18 protein-coding genes and 1 tRNA gene are annotated in these 18,662 nt (G+C 53.3%); 9 read left to right on the forward strand and 10 right to left on the reverse strand.

What is annotated here, in order from left to right:
- Positions 1–35 precede the first annotated feature (35 nt).
- The 4 genes from HKD42_RS05260 to HKD42_RS05275 all read right to left on the reverse strand — a co-directional run bounded on the left by HKD42_RS05260 (position 36) and on the right by HKD42_RS05275 (position 4,196).
- On the reverse strand, positions 36–1,397 hold the full coding sequence (locus HKD42_RS05260; protein ID WP_170010964.1) for a pyruvate dehydrogenase complex E1 component subunit beta: 1,362 nt from the start codon (positions 1,395–1,397) through the stop codon (positions 36–38).
- Positions 1,398–1,399: 2 nt separating this feature from the next.
- Positions 1,400–2,503, reverse strand: coding sequence for a pyruvate dehydrogenase (acetyl-transferring) E1 component subunit alpha (gene pdhA, locus HKD42_RS05265; protein WP_170010966.1), 1,104 nt, complete (start codon positions 2,501–2,503; stop codon positions 1,400–1,402).
- Positions 2,504–2,645: 142 nt separating this feature from the next.
- Positions 2,646–2,969, reverse strand: a complete 324-nt coding sequence (locus HKD42_RS05270; protein WP_170010968.1) for an FtsB family cell division protein — start codon at positions 2,967–2,969, stop codon at positions 2,646–2,648.
- Between the two features lie 69 nt (positions 2,970–3,038).
- Positions 3,039–4,196, reverse strand: coding sequence for an acyl-CoA dehydrogenase family protein (locus HKD42_RS05275; RefSeq protein WP_170010970.1), 1,158 nt, complete (start codon positions 4,194–4,196; stop codon positions 3,039–3,041).
- A gap of 354 nt (positions 4,197–4,550) precedes the next feature.
- Between HKD42_RS05275 and hppD the strand changes: the two genes are divergently transcribed.
- The 5 genes from hppD to HKD42_RS05300 all read left to right on the forward strand — a co-directional run bounded on the left by hppD (position 4,551) and on the right by HKD42_RS05300 (position 8,543).
- Positions 4,551–5,657 carry a 4-hydroxyphenylpyruvate dioxygenase gene (hppD, locus tag HKD42_RS05280; protein ID WP_170010972.1) on the forward strand — a complete coding sequence of 369 codons (1,107 nt, stop codon included), beginning with the start codon at positions 4,551–4,553 and terminating at the stop codon, positions 5,655–5,657.
- Positions 5,654–6,226: a VOC family protein gene (locus tag HKD42_RS05285; protein ID WP_170010974.1), complete on the forward strand. Its 573-nt coding sequence runs from the start codon at positions 5,654–5,656 to the stop codon at positions 6,224–6,226. Before hppD ends, HKD42_RS05285 begins: the two co-directional genes overlap by 4 nt.
- 54 nt (positions 6,227–6,280) lie before the next feature.
- Positions 6,281–7,189, forward strand: coding sequence for a mechanosensitive ion channel family protein (locus HKD42_RS05290; RefSeq protein WP_170010976.1), 909 nt, complete (start codon positions 6,281–6,283; stop codon positions 7,187–7,189).
- Between the two features lie 18 nt (positions 7,190–7,207).
- Positions 7,208–8,419 carry an MFS transporter gene (locus HKD42_RS05295; RefSeq protein WP_170010978.1) on the forward strand — a complete coding sequence of 404 codons (1,212 nt, stop codon included), beginning with the start codon at positions 7,208–7,210 and terminating at the stop codon, positions 8,417–8,419.
- Positions 8,420–8,466: 47 nt separating this feature from the next.
- A tRNA-Arg gene (locus HKD42_RS05300) sits at positions 8,467–8,543 on the forward strand.
- 29 nt (positions 8,544–8,572) lie between these two features.
- On the opposite strand, the gene HKD42_RS05305 is transcribed toward HKD42_RS05300, so the two are convergent.
- Genes HKD42_RS05305 through grxC form a run of 3 tightly spaced genes read right to left on the reverse strand, consistent with a single transcriptional unit; the run spans position 8,573 to position 10,185 of the window.
- The gene (locus HKD42_RS05305) at positions 8,573–9,085 is read right to left on the reverse strand and encodes a DUF1178 family protein (RefSeq protein WP_170010980.1); all 513 of its coding nucleotides are present in this window, start codon (positions 9,083–9,085) and stop codon (positions 8,573–8,575) included.
- The gene (locus HKD42_RS05310) at positions 9,082–9,906 is read right to left on the reverse strand and encodes a carbon-nitrogen hydrolase family protein (RefSeq protein WP_170010982.1); all 825 of its coding nucleotides are present in this window, start codon (positions 9,904–9,906) and stop codon (positions 9,082–9,084) included. Before HKD42_RS05310 ends, HKD42_RS05305 begins: the two co-directional genes overlap by 4 nt.
- Positions 9,907–9,921: 15 nt before the next feature.
- Positions 9,922–10,185 (reverse strand): glutaredoxin 3, encoded by a 264-nt coding sequence (grxC, locus tag HKD42_RS05315; protein ID WP_170010984.1) that lies wholly within the window; start codon positions 10,183–10,185, stop codon positions 9,922–9,924.
- A gap of 168 nt (positions 10,186–10,353) precedes the next feature.
- On the opposite strand from grxC, the gene HKD42_RS05320 reads away from it, so the two are divergent.
- Complete coding sequence (locus tag HKD42_RS05320; RefSeq protein ID WP_170010985.1) at positions 10,354–10,821, forward strand: Hsp20 family protein; 468 nt, start codon at positions 10,354–10,356, stop codon at positions 10,819–10,821.
- A gap of 330 nt (positions 10,822–11,151) precedes the next feature.
- Here the strand turns inward: HKD42_RS05320 and pyrG are convergent, their stop codons facing one another.
- The 3 genes from pyrG to tpiA all read right to left on the reverse strand — a co-directional run bounded on the left by pyrG (position 11,152) and on the right by tpiA (position 14,102).
- Entirely contained in the window at positions 11,152–12,786 is a 1,635-nt protein-coding gene (gene pyrG, locus HKD42_RS05325; protein ID WP_170010986.1) for a CTP synthase, read from the reverse strand.
- 98 nt (positions 12,787–12,884) lie between these two features.
- Complete coding sequence (gene secG / locus HKD42_RS05330) at positions 12,885–13,253, reverse strand: preprotein translocase subunit SecG (protein WP_425500376.1); 369 nt, start codon at positions 13,251–13,253, stop codon at positions 12,885–12,887.
- 84 nt (positions 13,254–13,337) lie between these two features.
- Positions 13,338–14,102, reverse strand: coding sequence for a triose-phosphate isomerase (gene tpiA, locus HKD42_RS05335; protein WP_170010988.1), 765 nt, complete (start codon positions 14,100–14,102; stop codon positions 13,338–13,340).
- A gap of 230 nt (positions 14,103–14,332) precedes the next feature.
- Between tpiA and HKD42_RS05340 the strand changes: the two genes are divergently transcribed.
- Genes HKD42_RS05340 through HKD42_RS05350 form a run of 3 tightly spaced genes read left to right on the forward strand, consistent with a single transcriptional unit; the run spans position 14,333 to position 18,654 of the window.
- On the forward strand, positions 14,333–16,267 hold the full coding sequence (locus tag HKD42_RS05340) for a peptidylprolyl isomerase (protein WP_170010989.1): 1,935 nt from the start codon (positions 14,333–14,335) through the stop codon (positions 16,265–16,267).
- Positions 16,268–16,285: 18 nt separating this feature from the next.
- Positions 16,286–17,809, forward strand: coding sequence for an anthranilate synthase component I (gene trpE / locus HKD42_RS05345; RefSeq protein ID WP_170010990.1), 1,524 nt, complete (start codon positions 16,286–16,288; stop codon positions 17,807–17,809).
- Positions 17,806–18,654 (forward strand): phosphodiester glycosidase family protein, encoded by an 849-nt coding sequence (locus HKD42_RS05350; protein ID WP_170010991.1) that lies wholly within the window; start codon positions 17,806–17,808, stop codon positions 18,652–18,654. Before trpE ends, HKD42_RS05350 begins: the two co-directional genes overlap by 4 nt.
- Positions 18,655–18,662: the final 8 nt, after the last annotated feature.

Genomic DNA, 18,662 nt, shown 5'->3' on the forward strand with positions numbered 1-18,662 from the left:
CGTGCGCCGCACCCACCTTGGTCACAGCCGTTGATCTATACGTAGCAGACCTTTTTCACCGCCTCTACGATCCGCGGCGTGTCAATCAGTGCCAGCTTCTCCAAATTTGCGGCATAGGGTAGAGGTACATCTTCATTGCAAACGCGCATCACTGGCGCATCCAGATGATCAAAACCTTCTTCCATGCAGATCGTCGTTATTTCTGAAGCGATCGAACAGGTCGGCCACCCCTCCTCTGCAATAACCAAACGATTGGTCTTCGCCAGACTATCCAATACCGCCTGCTTATCGAGAGGTCGTAATGTACGGAGGTCGATAACTTCGGCGTCAATGCCTTGTTCCGCAAGCTCATCAGCCGCTTCAAGCGACAAACCCACTCCGATCGAATAACTCACAATGGTAACGTCACTGCCTTCGCGCATGATCCGCGCTTTGCCAATTGGCAGAACATGATCATCAAGTTCTGGCAGCTCAAAATTACGGCCGTAAACCAGCTCGTTTTCGAGGAATACGACAGGGTCTTCACATCGAATTGCGGCTTTTAGCAGGCCCTTGGCATCCGAGGAATCATAAGGAGCGATCACAATCAAACCGGGTACGCTTGCATACCAGGGGCCATAGTTCTGGCTGTGCTGTGCCCCTACCCGGCTAGCAGCGCCATTGGGACCGCGGAATACAACAGGGCAGCGCATCTGCCCGCCGGACATGTAGTTTGTCTTCGCGGCAGAATTGATGACGTGATCAATGGCTTGCATCGCGAAGTTAAATGTCATGAACTCCACAATCGGACGTAGACCGCCCATCGCAGCACCCGCGCCGATACCGGCGAAACCGTACTCCGTAATCGGCGTATCGATAACCCGCTTAGGGCCGAATTCATCAAGCAACCCCTGCGTGACCTTATAGGCACCTTGGTATTGGGCCACTTCTTCACCCATTACGAATACGCGTTCATCCCGGCGCATTTCTTCTGCCATCGCGTCACGCAATGCTTCGCGAACAGGTATGCTTGCCATATTGGTACCGTGTGGAACCTCGGGATCTGCTTTCGGCTGGCTCGGCGCTGGTCTTTCGGCCTTCTCAGCAACGATGGCGGGGTCTTCTGCTGGCTCCGGGGCCGCATCTTGCGTGTCTGTAGTCGTGGCGGCATCCTCGCCCTCACCCGACAGCATAGCTATTACCGTTCCGACAGCTACATTTTCAGTACCTTCGGCGACCAGAATTTGCCCGACGACACCATCATCAATCGCTTCAAATTCCATCGTGGCTTTGTCGGTTTCAATCTCTGCCAGAATATCGCCGGGGGCAATTTCATCACCCTCTTTGACAAGCCACTTCGCGAGCGTGCCCTCTTCCATTGTTGGTGACAGGGCGGGCATTTTGAGTTCAATCGCCATGCTCAATACTCCTCCACCAGAACATCGGTGTACAGTTCGCTCGGTTCCGGTTCGGCAGAGCTTTCCGCAAAATCAGCCGACTCAGCGACCCGTGACCGGATAGCCTTATCAATCGCCTTGAGCTCTTCCTCTGTTTTGCCCCGCTCAAGCAGAACCTTCTTGAGGCCCTCAATCGGATCTTTATGGTCGCGCATATCCTGCACTTCGTCCCGCGTACGGTACTTCGCGGGATCGGACATAGAGTGCCCGCGATAGCGATATGTGTTCAATTCCATCAGCACCGGGCCTTTACCGTCCCGGACGTGCTTGAACGCAATTTCAGCCGCATTGCGCACTTCCAGAACATCCATGCCATTTACATGCATACCAGGAATGCGGAACGCAGTACCCCGGCGGTAAAATTCTGTTTCTGCGGAGCTGCGGCTTACCGCTGTGCCCATCGCATATTGGTTGTTTTCGACGACGAATACGATGGGAAGCTTCCACAAAGCCGCCATGTTAAATGTCTCGTAAACTTGCCCTTGGTTCGCTGCCCCATCGCCAAAATAGGCAAGGCAAATGCCGCCATCATTATCGTATTGGTGCGCCAATGCCAGACCGCCACCAAGGGCGACTTGTGCGCCCACAATGCCGTGCCCGCCATAGAATTTATGCTCAGTCGAAAACATATGCATCGACCCGCCCTTCCCCTTGGAAATGCCCGCCTGACGTCCGGTCAACTCAGCCATAATAACATTGGGATCGATACCGTAGGCCAACATATGGCCATGATCGCGGTACCCTGTGATCACGCTGTCCGTATCTCCGTCGAGCGCGCTTTGCAGGCCAATGGCCACCGCTTCCTGCCCGATATAGAGATGACAAAAACCACCAATCAAACCCAAACCGTAAAGCTGGCCAGCCTTTTCCTCAAACCGCCGGATCAGCAGCATTTGCTCGTAAAACTGCAACAATTCCGCGTCCGATGCGTCATAGCTCGGCGCAACTTCATGCGCATCTTGTAGGCTATGGAGAGCGAAATCTTCGCTACTTTCAGCTTTGCTTGCAGCTGTTTTGGAACCCGCTTTTTTAGCAGGCGTTTTACGAGTCCGGGCTTCTTTGGCCAAAACGGAAAATCCTCAATTGTTAGGTACCTGGGGAGGCGTTGTCATACTATTTGATCTGGCGGGGGTATAGGCGCAATTTTACGCAACACGCAATGTTTGCAACAAGCCTGCATACGAAATCGTTACGCTACGGAAAAAGGAATTATCCGTCGGATTTAGGAAGTGTCAGAACCACTTCATCTGGGTGCACGACATTCAAATTACGGCGCAGTTCTTCACCAACCAAATCCGCATCGGCATGATCTGGATGCAGCAAATCGACGCGATTTTTCAACGCATCGCGCTCAGCAACCAGCGTCGCAATCTGGTCATGACGCTGCTCCAGCAGCTGAGAGTTTTCACCCCAAGCAAGAATGCCGCTAGGCCCGGCAATAGCCAATCCAAGGAGAACCAGCAGAGAGGCCAATGCCAACCTCTGCGTCAGTTGCTCTTTCGGTAGAGCAATTTTGTGTCCCTCTTTGGTCATGCCCCTTAGAATCACAGTTGATTCGCCGACACAAGAACTATTTCAAAATAATTTGCCGCAGCGCATCATTTAATACGATCTGGGTAGCCCCAAAACATGCTCTGCCAGGTAGCTCAGGATCAAATTAGTGGAGATCGGCGCCACAGTGTAGAGCCGCGCTTCGCGGAATTTTCGCTCCACGTCATACTCCTCTGCGAACCCAAAACCGCCATGCGTCTGTACGCACATATCCGCCGCAGCCCAGCTCGCCTCTGAAGCTAGCATTTTGGCCATATTGGCTTCTTCGCCAGCATTCCCGCCTGCATCAAATGCTTGCGCGGCATCGTGCACCATCAATTCCGCTGCCCGCATCTGCGCATAGCACCGCGCAATCGGGAACTGGACGCCTTGATTTTTTCCAATCGGGTTGCTGAAAACATTCCGGTCTTTTGCGTAGTCGGTCGCCTTTTCGATAAACCATTTCGCATCACCAATACATTCCGCCGCAATCAGAATACGCTCTGCATTCATACCGGATAAAATGTACCGAAAGCCCTTTCCTTCTTCACCAATCAGTGCCGAATCCGGGATGCGCATATCGTCAAAGAATACCTCTGTCGTTGAATGATTCATCATTGTGCGGATCGGTTTGATCGTCATTCCATTGCCGACGACATCGCGCATGTTGACGAGGAAAAGAGACAAACCTTCGGTCTTCTTCTCAACCTTGTCGCGGGGAGTGGTTCTGGCAAGCAGCATCATGAGGTCGGAATGTTCGGCCCGGCTAGTCCAGATTTTCTGGCCGTTGACCACGTAATCGTCGCCATCGCGCTGGGCAAAAGTGCGCAGACTTAGCGTATCGGTGCCGCTGGTCGGTTCAGATACTCCGAACGCTTGCAACCGCAATTCACCTGCCGCGATACCAGGCAGATAAGCAGCCTTCTGTTCTGCGCTTCCGTAACGCAGCAAAGTGTTCATCACATACATCTGCGCATGGGCCGCCGCCCCGTTGCATCCAGCAGCCTGAATCTCTTCCATAATAACGGCTGCTGCATCCAGAGAAAGTCCGCTGCCGCCAAACTGTTCCGGGATCAGAGCGGCCAAGAAGCCAGCTTTGGTCAACGCGTCCACAAATTCACCGGGATAGGCCCGATCGCGGTCTTTCTCCCGCCAATACTCACCGGGAAACTCTTCGCACAAAGAACGCACCGCACGGCGGATTTCCGCCAATTCTTCTGTATCTTTCATATTACGCCCTAGCGCCCCGTATTCATTAAAATCAGTTGCCAAAAAATCCGTCCAGCGCCGCCATTTCTACCATCGGATCAGAACGATCATCAAACTATGTCTGCAACGCGCGCCTCATTACCGCATGCATATCATACAAGCAGGTAATATATGTAAGTTCCAACATCTCTTAGTCGGAAAATATTGTTTCCGTTCCGCGAACAGCGCGTCTGGCACCCGCCCTCTATGCGTTACCAAATGTCTGGCCAGACAATGCATGGGGTTATCCCATTGGGCAAGAAGCAGGAGCGGATCTTTGACAAAACACCTTCGATGATCCATATAGTTTCTATTGTAACTAGTTTGGAACAACTGATGCCAGATCTTTTCGATAATCCCGCCGGCCTGGATGGCTTTGAATTCGTCGAGTTTTGCGCGCCGGAGCGTGGACAGCTTGAACCTGTCTTTGCAGCAATGGGTTTCACACTCGTCGCCAAGCATCGCAGCAAAGATGTCGATCTGTGGCGTCAAGGCGGCATCAATCTGATTGCTAACTACCAACCGCGTTCAGCAGCATGGTTCTTCGCACGCGAGCATGGCCCCAGCGCCTGCGGCATGGCCTTCCGCGTGAAAGATGCGGCCAACGCCTATGATCATTTGATCGCGCAAGGGGCAGAGCCTGTTGCAAATGAGCCTGGTCCGATGGAGCTACGCATTCCCGCAATTCGCGGGATAGGCGGAGCTATACTGTATCTGGTGGACCGTTACGCGGATGAGAACGGCGACGGCCTGTCAATTTACGACATCGATTTCGAGTATCTGCCCGGCGTTGAAAAACATCCGATTGGCGCGGGTTTCAACATTATCGATCACCTGACACACAATGTTTACACAGGCCGGATGGCGTATTGGGCTGACTATTATGAAAGCCTGTTTAACTTCAAAGAGATCCGCTTTTTCGATATCAAAGGCGAATATACCGGACTGACTTCAAAAGCGCTCACCGCCCCAGACGGTAAGATCAAAATTCCGCTCAATGAAGAAGGCGAAGGCGGCAAAGGTCAGATTGAAGAATTCCTGCGGGAATTTAACGGCGAAGGCATCCAACATATCGCGCTTATCTGTGATGATCTGGTGGCGTGTTGGGACCGGCTGAAGGAGTTTGGCGTCCCGTTTATGACCGCCCCGCCCCAGACATATTACGACATGCTGGACGAGCGTCTGCCCGGACATGCGGAAGATACTGAAGCACTTCAGATGCGCGGAATTCTGCTAGATGGCACAACCGAAGGCGGAGAGCCACGCTTGCTGTTGCAAATTTTTGCTGAAGCACAGGTTGGCCCGGTATTCTTCGAATTTATCCAGCGTAAGGGTGATGATGGGTTTGGCGAAGGTAACTTTAAAGCCTTGTTTGAAAGTATGGAACGCGACCAAATCAACCGCGGCGCTTTGGACGTCGACAATATGGAACCTGCCCAATGAGTACATCCAGCCCAGTTAAGCTAGGCGGCGTTCATCACGCAGCCTACCGCTGCAAAGACGCCAAAGAAACCGTTGAATGGTATGAGCGTGTGCTGGGTATGGAATACACATCTGCGTTTTCGGAAGATCATGTGCCGTCGACTGGCGCTTATGATCCTTACATGCATGTCTTCCTTGATGCGGGAAACAATAACATCTTGGCGTTTTTTGAGCTGCCACATCAGCCCGATATGGGCCGCGACGAAAACACACCCGCTTGGGTCCAACATTTGGCGTTCCGCGTGGAATCCGAAGAAGCGCTTTTGGCGGCGAAGGCGCATGTTGAAGGGTTAGGCATCGATGTACTTGGGCCCACCCATCACGGTATCTTTAAATCGATCTATTTCTTTGACCCCAATGGCCACCGGGTTGAGCTGGCAACCGATATCGGCACGGTAGAACAATATGCAGAACTGAAAAACGTTGCGATGCCAATGTTGGAAGAATGGAGCGAAACCAAAACAGCGCCCCGCCATGCTGACTGGTTGCACGAAATCGCGCGGGGCGAGCATAAAAAGCTTAAAGACTAAGAATCGGAACCTTTCTTGGGCCTGCCGCATTGGTTGCTTGAGAAAAGGAATTTCATGCAAACCGAAAACGCTGCACCATCGAACGATCAGATCGATACCACAATCAACACGTTGGCCACTTTACAAGACCAGTTGATCGGAATGGGTGAAAGCCTGATCCGGGCACTGCCCAACATTACGATTGCGCTGGTCATTTTGGTGATCACTTGGGTGCTTGCAAAGTTTGCTGTCAAAATTGCAGATCGCCTGACGAACAAAACCGATATCCGGCCAAGTCTTCGCACGTTGCTCGATACGCTAGTGAAACTGGCAATCTGGTTGATTGGATTGATGACCGCTCTAACGGTCATCATGCCGGGTCTAACCCCTGCAAGTCTGGTCGCCGGTTTGGGTATTGGCGCAGTTGCCATCGGTTTCGCTTTCCAGGATATATTCGAGAACTTCCTCGCAGGCGTGCTGATCATGCTGCGGGAAAAGATGCGCATTGGTGATGTGATCGAATGCGAAGGCATAATCGGTAAGGTGGAAAACATCACATTGCGTGAGACGTATGTGCGCAAACTCTCTGGTGAAGTTACGCTTGTTCCCAACTCCATCCTGTTCAAAAATCCGGTTGAAATCTTAACCGACGACACATCCCGCCGACACGAAATTGTTGCCGGGGTATCCTACGACACTGATCTGGACCACGCTGCGCAAGTTATTGTCGATGCTGTTTCCGAACTGCCAATGGTACAAAAGGATGAGGGCGTCGACGTGTTTGCGTGCGAGTTCAATTCCAGCTCCGTTGATTTCCGTGTGCGCTGGTGGGCTGGTAGCAAACCAAGAGACATGCATGAAAGCCGCGACGCTGTGGTTCGCGCAATAAAGCGTGGACTGGATGATGCGGGAATTGAAATCCCATTCCCTTACATCACCCACACCTTTAAGGAAGCGGTACCGATAGGCACGCCAGACGGCTAGGCCTCTTAAAAGTGGCTTATGGCAAATACCAACCAACCAAGTTCCTATCTGAGCCGCAAGGCTGAATTTACCTTAGCCACGGTTGGCGGCATAATTGTCGCCAACGCGTATTACATCCACCCGATCATTTCAGAGGTCGCTGACGATTTTTCAGTCAGCGCCTCTACAATCGGGTTGGTTCCAGCCTTCAACCAGATAGCCTTGGCGTTGGGCATATTTTTGCTCCTCCCTCTGGGCGATCGCTACAGCAATAGGCGGCTATCGATACTGTTCGCTGCCGGACAAACGATCTCTCTCGGGATCATGGTTCTGGCCAACAGTTTCATAGTATTTCTGGTCGGCTCGACCATTTTGGGCTTCTTCACTATCGGCCCATATTTGTTGCCGACATACGCTTCCAAGCGTGTCTCCCCGGACAGGCTGGGATCGGTCACTGCAACCCTCACCGTGGGCACTATTTTCGGCATATTGATCGCGCGGACTGGAGCCGGTGTGATTGCTCAATATTTTGAGTGGCAGCTCATCTATATCATTGCCGCGTGTCTGATGATTGGCACCACCATATCACTACCCTTCATCATGGAAGGCAGGCGTGAAACATCAGTGCCAGAGGACCGCCCAAACTATTTCCGGTTGGTCGGCTCGCTCTTTCCCTTGCTTAGACAGCACCCGCAGGTTTTTGTCTCAGGTATTATTCAAGCGTTTAACTTCGGGATCTTTCTGTCCGTTTGGCTGGGGCTAGCGCTGCATCTAACCAGCCCCGCGATGGGTTATGGCGTCGATATTGTCGGGTATCTCGCCGCTTTCGCAGTCGTTGCAATTTTCGCGACACCAAGGCTGGGCAAGTGGGCAGACAAGATCGGTCCGGAGAAGGCACGCTTACGGCTTGCGCTCGTCCAAATGGCTGGCGTCGCTTTGCTCTATCCTCTGGGTCAAAACCTATGGCTATTGATGATACCAGTGGTTGTCATGAACACAGTGGGGCCCGGCATTGATGTGACCGGGCGGATGACATCTTTGTCGCTGGCACCAGAGATCCGGACCAGGTTGATGACCGGCTATATTGTCCTGATGTTTGTTGGCGCGGGTTTCGCCAGCTGGGTGGGAACGGCATCTTATGAATGGGCAGGTTGGGCTGGCAGCTCTGCGATGGCTTTTGCACTATCAGCAGGATTGGTTGGATTATCCTGGCATCAGGCGCGCGCCGCTTTGCCGCATAGCGTAAACTGACTTGGCATTGCCAAGCCACGCCGCCAACCTTAAACGGCTAACTGGCAGCGCCCGTAGCTCAGGTGGATAGAGCATCAGATTCCTAATCTGGGGGCCACAGGTTCGAATCCTGTCGGGCGCACCACACAGTCTCGCAGGTACCTTTGGGTCGTTTCAGTTCACGTCTTCTGGCGGTGCTACCGGAAATAGCAGCGGAGCAACGGATACACCTTCATCCAGCAGATCTTGCGCCTGTTCCGGCGTAGCTTCCCCGTGAATAATTTCAGTCTTCTCTTCGCCATAGTGCATAGCGCGCGACTTCTCGGCGAAATCTTTGCCGACCCATTGGCTATCTTTGAGCGCCTTCGCCTGGGCCTCGGCAAGTTTCTTTACTGCCTTCATGACGTCAGCTGGAATTGGCACGTTCGGCACGGGCGCTGCAACGGCTTTACCACTTTTAGCCCCCTCGTTCTGAGGTGTTTCAGAAGATTGATCCCCCGCCGAATGCCGTACTTGATTGCCTTTTAGTGGTACCGCGGGGGCCATTGGCGCTTTGGTTACCGCAGCTGAACCGCACTCCGGGCAGGTGAGCAATCCCCGTTCCAACTGAGCGGCAAAGTCGCCGGATGAGCCGAACCAGCCTTCAAACCGGTGGCCATCTTCACAAGAAAGATCATAGACAATCATTGAGCAGACGATTGCGGAATATGGCGGCGATTGGCAAGGCTTGGCAATTGCGCCCTTACCTCTGCCAAACGCGCATTATCTAGGTCGACAAAAGCGATATCCGGCTTGTCCCCCATATCCAACAGAACCTCACCCCAAGGATCGATCACCAAACTATGCCCATAGGTGCGCCGTCCGTCAGCATGGGAACCGGCTTGCGCAGCAGCCACAACATAGCAGCTGGACTCAATCGCACGCGCGCGCTGGAGGATATGCCAGTGCGCCTGTCCAGTCGGCACGGTGAACGCAGCAGGGATTGCGATAACGTCACAGCTAAGCCTGCCAAGCTCTTGATATAAAGCTGGGAACCGGATGTCATAGCAGATGCTGAGCCCTAGATGGCCCGCTGGTGTTTCGATCGTGACCACATCTTGCCCCGGTCGGTAGGTCTTTGATTCCCGCCAGCTTTCGCCGCTGGCCAAATCCACATCAAACATGTGCATTTTGTCATACCGCGCGCAAATGCGGCCAGAGGCATCGATCACCAATGCCCGGTTCGCCCAACGCTGTTCACCAGCTAACACCGCACATGATCCAAGCGACAGCCAAACCCCGGTTTCAGAGCACGCCCTCCTAAGCCGTTCAATATAAGGGTTATTGTCCTCAGTTGTTATACTGCCACTAGCACGCTTACGGTTGCTATCGAGCGCAATACTCATCTCAGGAGTGAACAACATGGCGGCCGAGCCGCTCGCCGCTCTTTGCAGTGCATCAACGATCACATCGGTATTATCGTCCGGATCGACACCCGAACACATCTGAAGGACTGCAATCCGGGTCATACCGCTTCTAACGATTCAGCCGGCCAACAATGCGTCAAGCTTGCCATCACGCTCCAACGCGGCCAGTTCATCAGAGCCCCCCACGTGGACATCACCGATGAAAATCTGCGGCACAGTACGCGCAGTAGGCGCTCTCTCCAGCATTTCAGCTTTTTTGGGGCCGCCCATAGAAATATCAAATTCGTTGAATTCAGCGCCCTTTTTGGACAGCAAGGCCTTTGCCCGGTGACAGAAAGGGCACGTGAATTTCGTATAAATATCGATCGTTGGGCCGGTCATTGTGATCCCTTTGAAGCTGTAAGGCGGTAGTTTGCAGGTCTTGAAACCTGTCGTCCTTTGCCTAAATAGTCTGTTGTACCCTGTGCCGCAACGGACAGGGACAAAAAGCCGGAGCGCCGCTTGATGCGGGCTTCATTTACACAGATTGCTCAATAGAGGATTTGCACTATGTCTCGTTTTGATTTCACCCCATACCGCCGCAGCACAGTTGGCTTTGACCACTTGTTCGACCTGCTTGAGAACCAAGCTCGTAAGAACTCCGGCGAGAATTACCCCCCCTTTAACATCGAGCGCCGCGGTGAAGATAATTACCGCATAACTCTCGCTGTCGCTGGCTTTAAGTCCGACGATATCGAAGTAACCGCTCAGCAAAATTTGCTCACCGTCGAAGGCAAAAAGCGCGAAGATGCTGGTGATACAGGCGACATCCTTCATCTCGGCATCGCCAATCGCGGCTTTGAACGACGTTTTGAACTGGCCGACTTTGTGTTCGTGCAAAATGCGGCACTGGAAGATGGCTTGCTGATTATTGATCTGGTGCGCGAAGTGCCCGACGCTATGAAGCCCAAAAAAATCGCCATTAACGGTCAGGCAGCGTTAGAAATCGTCAAGGACGATAGCGCGGACGCCGCGTAAATTTCGGCTACTGATTTGACGCCCGGCTCACATCATGTGGGTCGGGCGTAATTGTGTCATGATAAAGCGGCATCGCTGCCACAAAGTATAAGGGGGTAGACCCTCAGACCCACCCCCAACGACGCATAAGCGCCGTCTTGTTTGAGCCTCATCGTCCGGGTCGCAAAAGACGATCAAGTTCAAAACAAGCCTTTCACAGCAAGAAAAGATCTTGCCGAACAAGCAGCTATTAACACCAATGTTAGTGAGATCGGTAAATTTTTCCAGTATAATCAACGGATAAAGTTGCAAAAACTGCAACACATTGATTACTCTGGATTGTTTTACGCTTTAGACCAAGCGCGACTTTTTCAAAGCAGCGGCGATAAAGCCGTCAAACAATGGATGCGGTTCAAATGGGCGCGATTTCAGTTCTGGATGGAACTGTACGCCAACGAACCACGGATGATCCGGCCGCTCGACGATTTCTGGAAGCAAGCCGTCTGGTGACATTCCGGAGAAAACAAGACCAGTGCTCTCCAAAGCGTCTCTATAAGCGACATTGACTTCATACCGATGACGATGGCGTTCTGATATGGAAGTAGCGTTACCATAAATACGGCTTACATGGCTGTTCTCTGACAGTTTTGCATCATAAGCGCCGAGACGCATTGTTCCGCCAAGGTCACCGCCATCTTGGCGCTGCTGCAACCCTTCTTTGCCCATCCATTCAGTAATGATCCCGACGACAGGCTCTTCCGTTGAACCAAACTCGGTCGAAGATGCTTCCTTATGGCCGGCCAAACGCGCGCCTTCGATGCACGCCATTTGCATGCCAAGACAAATGCCCAGGAACGGTACTTCCCGCTCACGCGCGAACCGTACGCTGGCGATTTTACCTTCCGAGCCGCGCTCACCAAAACCGCCCGGGACCAAGATAGCGTCAAGCGGCTCCAACTGGGCGGCAATATCCGAATCGTCCTGCTCGAATACCTCGGCATCTATCCAGCGGATATTAACCTTCACACGGTTAGCCAGTCCGCCGTGGATTAGCGCTTCGTTGAGAGATTTGTAAGCGTCTTGCAGACCAACATATTTACCCACCACACCAATGTTCACCTCACCCTCAGGATTGAAGTAGCGATCAGTGACATCCAGCCATCGGGTTAAGTCAGGTTTTTTCGCATCGGTTATGCCAAAGCCCCGCAGGACTTCGCTATCCAGACCCTCTTTGTGATATTGCAAAGGCACCGAATAGATCGAAGGAGCATCCAACGCCTGGATGACGGCCTCTGGCCTCACATTACAGAACTGCGCGATCTTGCGTCGTTCGCTTTCAGGCAATTCATGCTCGCTGCGGCAGAGCAACACATCAGGTTTGATGCCCAATGACGACAGCTCCCGCACGGAATGTTGCGTAGGCTTCGTCTTTAATTCGCCTGCAGCAGCGATGTACGGCACAAGTGTCACGTGAACACTTAGCGTCTGCTGCGGCTCCAGTTCATTTCGAAGCTGCCGAATTGCCTCCATGAACGGCAATGACTCAATATCGCCCACCGTGCCGCCAATTTCGCACAAAACAAAATCAAGGTCATCCGCATCCGACAAAGCAAATGCTTTGATCTCGTCGGTAACATGAGGAATAACTTGCACTGTAGCGCCGAGATAGTCGCCGCGCCGTTCACGAGCGATGATGTCTTGATAGACGCGGCCACTGGTCACATTGTCGCTCTGCCGCGCTGAGACGCCTGTAAACCGTTCATAGTGGCCTAAATCCAGATCAGCCTCAGCCCCGTCGTCTGTCACATAGACTTCACCATGTTGATACGGGCTCATCGTGCCCGGATCGACATTCAGATACGGATCAAATTTGCGAATCCGAACCTTATATCCGCGACCTTGCAGCAATGCTGCGAGGCTTGCTGCCATGAGACCTTTGCCGAGCGAGGAAACCACGCCGCCGGTGATAAAAATGTACCGCGCCATGGGAGGGAAGCCTTAAGGTTGGAAATGGAGTCGGCGCAAGCAGAATGACGCAGCGAATTGCCGCAATCCACAACTGCCCGGTAATTTTAGAAAAAATGTTAGTTTGGAGCGTCAGCCAGTGGATCGTCCGAAGGCGCCGCTGGAGCCGCTACCGGAGCACCTTCAGCCGGAGCAGTGCCGGCCAGTGGGTCCTGCTCAGACGTAACAGTTCGATCGATCGTAGATGTGATTTCGTCTGAGCCAGTTGCGTCCACAGCTACTGCTGCCAAAACAATCGACAAGGCCACGAAGGCAACCGCCAACCACTTGGTCGATCTGGTCAAAAAATCAGCAGCGCCGCGCGCGCTCATCATACCGTTCGGGCTGCCGCCAATACCAAGCCCCCCGCCCTCAGACCGTTGCATGAGAATGACGACTACCAAAGCGGCAGCGACTATAGCTTGAACAACGGTCAGAAACAGAAACAGGGACATTTTGATATACTCTATAGTGTCAGTGCGCGTTATCTAGTCGCGAGGCGGCTGTGAAACAAGCCCAGCAGCTAGCTCGCTCTATGGGTCTTGTGTCTCGGCAGCAGCGATCACGATGCCAAGGAAACTTTCTGCGGTTAGGCTAGCGCCGCCAACCAGTGCGCCGCCGACCTCAGCAGCGCTGAGAAGTTCTTTGGCGTTTTCCGGCTTAACCGAGCCGCCATATAGGATACGCACCTCAGCAGCCTGCTCAGCCCCGTAAAGCGAAATCAACAGAGAACGGATGGCTTTGTGCATCGATTCGATGTCATCAACTGTTGGCGTACGGCCTGTGCCGATTGCCCAGATTGGCTCGTAAGCGATTGTCAGCGCTTCTTCCGCCTTATTAAAATCGGACGGCAGCGACTCTTTCAGCTGATTGCAAACATAGTTTTCCGCATCACCCGAATCGCGGGTTTCTTCTGTTTCGCCGCAACACAGTATAACTCTCAGCCCCGCCTCAATTGCAGCATTGATCTTAGACTGCACAAGCGCGTTGCTCTCACCGTGATCCTGCCGTCGTTCGCTATGGCCAAGAATGACAAACTTCGCGCCGGAATCTGCCACCATGGCGGCAGAAATATCTCCGGTATTTGCTCCATCCGGGCCTGAATGGCAGTCTTGCGCACCGACGCCGATCTGCTCAACTTCCCGGTGGACCGCGTGAATCAGCGTGAATGGAGGAGCAAGAGCAACCTCTACTTTCATCAAACGCTGTGCAGAACGGTCTATTGCACGCGCTTCAGAAAGCATCGCGCGTGTGCCGTTCATCTTCCAATTACCAACGATATAAGGCCGATCGGCCATAGAAAAATTCCTGAAAACTATAAAAATCAAACGGTTGTCGTTTTACGATCCCGCGTCACAAAATCTACACGGCCCTTATATGGGACGAACAATCCGGTCCGCTAGCCGCAGAATGGTAATAGGTCAAAACAAGTCTCAAACTGTTGCCGTCGGGTCGCAGGGTCGATAAAGGCTTCATCTCGCGATTTCAGCATTTGGCTGCGCGCAGCTCATTTGGATTTGACCAAACTATGATTCAGACGTTCCGTAGGTTTTTCCAGTCGAAAATCGGTATTTTCGTAACCTTGGCCTTTCTTGGTGTGATTGCTTTTGCTTTCGCCAGCAGTGATGTCGCCAATACAGGCACGTTCGGCGGTGTCGCTGGCGGCGACCGAGTTGCAGTTGTTGGGGACGAGAAAATCAGCGCGATCGAGCTCAGCCAAGCGGCCACAAGCGCGATTGACGGCTTACGGCGTGAAAACCCAACCATTTCCATGCCATCGTTCATCGAACAAGGCGGGCTGGATCAAGTGCTGGAACAGCTGATCGAACGTGCGGCAATTGGTGGATTCGCTGAAAAATACGGATTGCGAGCCGGGGACAATCTGGTGAACAGCCAGATCATGACCATCCCGGCCTTTCGCGGTCCTGACGGGAACTTTGACGATGATGTTTATCGGCAAGCGCTGTCTCAACAACGTCTAACCGATGCCCAAGTGAGAGATGATTTGGGCAAAGGTCTGCTCGCTCAGCAAATCTTAATCCCGGCGGCATTTGGCGCGGGAACTCCCGACAAATTTGCGCAACAATACGCATCATTGCTCAAAGAACGTCGCCAAGGCTCTATCGGAGTTATCCCGTCTGCTGCTTTTGTACCGGAAGGCGATCCGACCGATAAACAGCTAAGTGCCTTTTACGAAGAAACCCGTGGTGATTACATTCGCCCAGAACGCCGGACGATCCGCTATATTGCCTTCGGTGATGACGCCATCAGCGACAATATTGATCCGACCGACGAAGAGATTGCAGCGCGGTATGAAGCAGATCGCGACAAATACGCCCCAAGCGAATCGCGCACTATCACGCAGTTGATCGTACCCACCCCGGAAGCAGCCGCAGCGATCCAGAAACGCGTTCAAAGCGGCACAGGTTTGGAAGCCGCAGCCCGCGAGGCCGGATTACAAACCGCAAAAATTGGCCCCATCACTAAGGCAGAGCTGACCGCTCAAACATCTGCTGCGGTCGCCAACTCAGTATTTGCCGCGGCCAGAGGAACGATTGCGGTGCCTGCTGCCAGCGGTCTTGGCTCCCACGTGGCGCGGATTGACGGAATTGAACGCCAACCAGGCAAAAATCTCGAACAAGCAAAAGGCGAAATCACCACTCTTCTGCGTGAAGAGAAAAGGCGCCGCGCGCTGGGTGATCTGGCCGCAAGTGTTGAAGAGCAAGTGGAAGAAGGTGTTTCACTTTCTGAAGTAGCGGAGCAGCTCGACCTGGAGATCACAACCACCAAACCGATTACTGGTGCTGGAATGGTGTATGGAAATGCCGAAGAGCGTGTTGCCGATATTGTCGGCCCAGCCTTGCAAACGGCCTTCCAAATGGAAGAAAGCGAACCGCAATTGGCGGAGGTTGTGCCGGGGCAAACATTCTTAGTGTTTGAAACAACTGACATCACTGAATCCGCCGCCGCACCTCTAACGGAAATCAAGGACCGTGTAGAAGTGGCGTGGCGCCTCTCGGAAGGCTCAAAAGCAGCTAAAGAGGCAGCCGATCGAATTTTGAAAGCGGTTGCCGATGGATCTTCGATAAGCGCTGCCATGTCGGCAGAGAGCGTGCCCTTGCCGCAAGCTGATACCGTCAATTTAACGCGCGAACAGTTGGCGGCCCAAGGGCGGCAAGTCCCGCCTCCGCTCGCGCTGATGTTTAGCATGGCCGAAGGCACTGTTAAAAAACTGGAAGCCCCGCGCGACGGTGGATGGTTTGTCGTCAATCTCACCGATATTGATGCAGGCACAATTGCCAAGGACGATCCAATTTTCGCGCAAACCAAGGCAGAACTTTCCCAAACAATCGGCCGCGAATATGGAGAACAACTCCGCGCCGCGATCAGTGCCGAACTGGGTGTGGAACGTAACGAAACCGCGATTGAAGCTGTCAGCAAGCAACTGACCGGTGAAAACTAAGCATTTTACGGTCGCTGGATGATGTCTTCAAACAGCACTGGTCTGCACAATGAAACCGCAGCGCTCTCTCAGCTGGCGGCAGGTCAACCCGCGCTCGTTTGGCGCAAGATTATTGCGGATACGGAAACGCCGGTTGGTGCGGCGGCGAAGCTCATCGAAGCTGGCCGTGGCGACTTTTTGCTAGAGTCAGTCGAGGGCGGTGAAATTCGCGGGCGATATAGCCTTTTGGGGTTAGATCCCGATCTGGTTTTTAGAGCATCGGGAATCAACGCAGAGATTAATTCTCAATGGCAATCTGACCGCGATAAGTTTGCCACCTGCGATGATAGCAGCCTGCCTGCCCTGCGAGCGCTGGTGGAATCGTGCCGGATCGACGTGCCGGAAGCACTCCCCCCGGCCCTCGCCTGTATTGTTGGGTATTTTGGATACGAAACCATTGGGCTAGTCGAGAAACTGCCACGGGCACCCGAGAACAATCTTGGTCTTCCAGACATGCTATTTGTCCGGCCAACCGTTATTTTGGTATTCGATGGTCTGACCGAAGAGCTGTTTGCAGTCGCACCGATATGGCCAACTGAGACGTCAGCGACGCAGCTAATGGATGCTGCCGCGGACCGAATTGACAACGTTTTGAGACGTCTTGAACAGTCGCCGCCCCGTATGGAAGCCCCACCCGAACTTCCGGAAATGACACTCACACCCACCATGCAAGATGGCGAATACGCCTCCATGGTAGCGCGGGCGAAGTCATACATAGAGGCAGGCGATATCTTTCAAGTCGTTCTGGCTCAGCGTTTCACCACGCCGTTCCCGTTACCGCCGCTGTCGCTGTACCGGGCACTTCGCAGGGTAAACCCCTCACCCTTTTTATATTTTCTGGATTTGCCCGGATTTGCGGTTGTCGGGTCCAGCCCGGAAATCTTAGTGCGGGTCCGCGATGGTGAGGTCACTATTCGGCCCATCGCCGGAACGCGGCCAAGGGGCTTGACCGAGCAGGCGGATAAAGCAGCCGAGAGCAGCCTTTTGGAAGACCCCAAAGAACTGGCTGAACATCTGATGTTACTTGATCTTGGGCGTAACGATGTTGGCCGGGTGGCATCTCGCGGCAGCGTAGAAGTCACCGACAGCTTTACCGTGGAACGATACAGCCACGTGATGCATATCGTCAGCAATGTGATCGGGGCACTATCGCCAGATTACGATGCACTCGATGCCATGTTTGCCGGTTTTCCAGCGGGAACTGTGAGCGGTGCCCCAAAAATCAGAGCGTGTGAGATTATCGCGGAATTGGAACCTGAAACTCGCGGAGCTTATGCTGGCGGCGTTGGTTATTTTTCCCCTGATGGCTCAGTCGATAGCTGCATTGTTCTGCGGACCGGTGTGGTTAAAGATGGGACTTTGCACGTTCAGGCCGGTGCCGGTATTGTCGCAGACAGCAACCCTGAATATGAACAACGCGAATGCGAGGCCAAAGCCGGCGCACTTATCGCAGCAGCACAAGAGGCGGCTCGCATCGCAAGTGAGCCAAAGTTCGGTCAATGATGAAGAAACTCGCCCTTATTGCCACGCTTGTCCTTGCAGGATGTAATCAAGAACCAGAGGGGCAGCCGGTTTTAAGAACAGAAATCGGCAGCGGCGTTGCAGAAGAAGTCCCAAAGCCCACTATCGCGATCAATGAAACGCCTGACGAGGCCGTGCCAGAGATCGCCTCAGCCTGCCGAGAAGTTACTTTCGAGAATGTATCTCTCACGCACTGCGTCGCGGATCCGGCGAAACACCGCATCTCGACAATTCTGTCCGGCGCCGATGGGAAACCTTACCGCAGCCTCGCTAGCTTAGCTGCGGGCCGCAAACCCGACGCTGCCCCGGTCGCATTCGCTGTTAATGGCGGCATGTTTAACGGGGAAGGCAAACCGATCGGATACTACGTCGAAGGGGAAGACCGGCAAAAAGAACTTAGCCGGACGGATGGTCCCGGCAATTTCCACCTTAAACCAAACGGTGTATTTTTCGGTAGCAACGGGAAGTGGCAAATACGGTCCAGTGATGATTTTTACCGTAATGTCGGAGACCGGCCAGTCTTCGGAACGCAATCAGGACCGATGCTCGTGATCAAGGGGAAACTTCATCCTGAAATCTCGGAAAACGGCCCATCCAAAGCGATCCGCAACGGTGTTGGTGTTGATAATGACGGGAAGGCCCACTTTGTTATCTCGAACGCACCGCTGTCATTTGGTATTCTGGCCAGATTCTACCGTGATGAGTTGAAAGTACCCAATGCTCTGTTCCTTGATGGAAACGTCTCTGCGCTTTGGGATCCTGCGAAAGATCGGCTCGACACCGGCGCCCCGCTAGGTCCGCTGATCGTGGTCGAGGATCGCCAATAGCGCGGGGC

It is taken from the genome of Pontixanthobacter rizhaonensis, from assembly GCF_012972675.1.
Classification (GTDB): domain Bacteria; phylum Pseudomonadota; class Alphaproteobacteria; order Sphingomonadales; family Sphingomonadaceae; genus Pontixanthobacter; species Pontixanthobacter rizhaonensis.

Excerpts from the sequence above, each read along its gene's own strand:
- HKD42_RS05260 (WP_170010964.1), bottom strand. The coding sequence starts at position 1,397 with ATGGCGATTGAACTCAAAATGCCCGCCCTGTCACCAACAATGGAAGAG.
- HKD42_RS05270 (WP_170010968.1), bottom strand. The coding sequence starts at position 2,969 with ATGACCAAAGAGGGACACAAAATTGCTCTACCGAAAGAGCAACTGACG.
- HKD42_RS05275 (WP_170010970.1), bottom strand. The coding sequence starts at position 4,196 with ATGAAAGATACAGAAGAATTGGCGGAAATCCGCCGTGCGGTGCGTTCT.
- hppD (WP_170010972.1), top strand. The coding sequence starts at position 4,551 with ATGCCAGATCTTTTCGATAATCCCGCCGGCCTGGATGGCTTTGAATTC.
- HKD42_RS05285 (WP_170010974.1), top strand. The coding sequence starts at position 5,654 with ATGAGTACATCCAGCCCAGTTAAGCTAGGCGGCGTTCATCACGCAGCC.
- HKD42_RS05290 (WP_170010976.1), top strand. The coding sequence starts at position 6,281 with ATGCAAACCGAAAACGCTGCACCATCGAACGATCAGATCGATACCACA.
- HKD42_RS05295 (WP_170010978.1), top strand. The coding sequence starts at position 7,208 with ATGGCAAATACCAACCAACCAAGTTCCTATCTGAGCCGCAAGGCTGAA.
- HKD42_RS05305 (WP_170010980.1), bottom strand. The coding sequence starts at position 9,085 with ATGATTGTCTATGATCTTTCTTGTGAAGATGGCCACCGGTTTGAAGGC.
- HKD42_RS05310 (WP_170010982.1), bottom strand. The coding sequence starts at position 9,906 with ATGACCCGGATTGCAGTCCTTCAGATGTGTTCGGGTGTCGATCCGGAC.
- grxC (WP_170010984.1), bottom strand. The coding sequence starts at position 10,185 with ATGACCGGCCCAACGATCGATATTTATACGAAATTCACGTGCCCTTTC.
- HKD42_RS05320 (WP_170010985.1), top strand. The coding sequence starts at position 10,354 with ATGTCTCGTTTTGATTTCACCCCATACCGCCGCAGCACAGTTGGCTTT.
- pyrG (WP_170010986.1), bottom strand. The coding sequence starts at position 12,786 with ATGGCGCGGTACATTTTTATCACCGGCGGCGTGGTTTCCTCGCTCGGC.
- tpiA (WP_170010988.1), bottom strand. The coding sequence starts at position 14,102 with ATGGCCGATCGGCCTTATATCGTTGGTAATTGGAAGATGAACGGCACA.
- HKD42_RS05340 (WP_170010989.1), top strand. The coding sequence starts at position 14,333 with ATGATTCAGACGTTCCGTAGGTTTTTCCAGTCGAAAATCGGTATTTTC.
- trpE (WP_170010990.1), top strand. The coding sequence starts at position 16,286 with ATGATGTCTTCAAACAGCACTGGTCTGCACAATGAAACCGCAGCGCTC.
- HKD42_RS05350 (WP_170010991.1), top strand. The coding sequence starts at position 17,806 with ATGATGAAGAAACTCGCCCTTATTGCCACGCTTGTCCTTGCAGGATGT.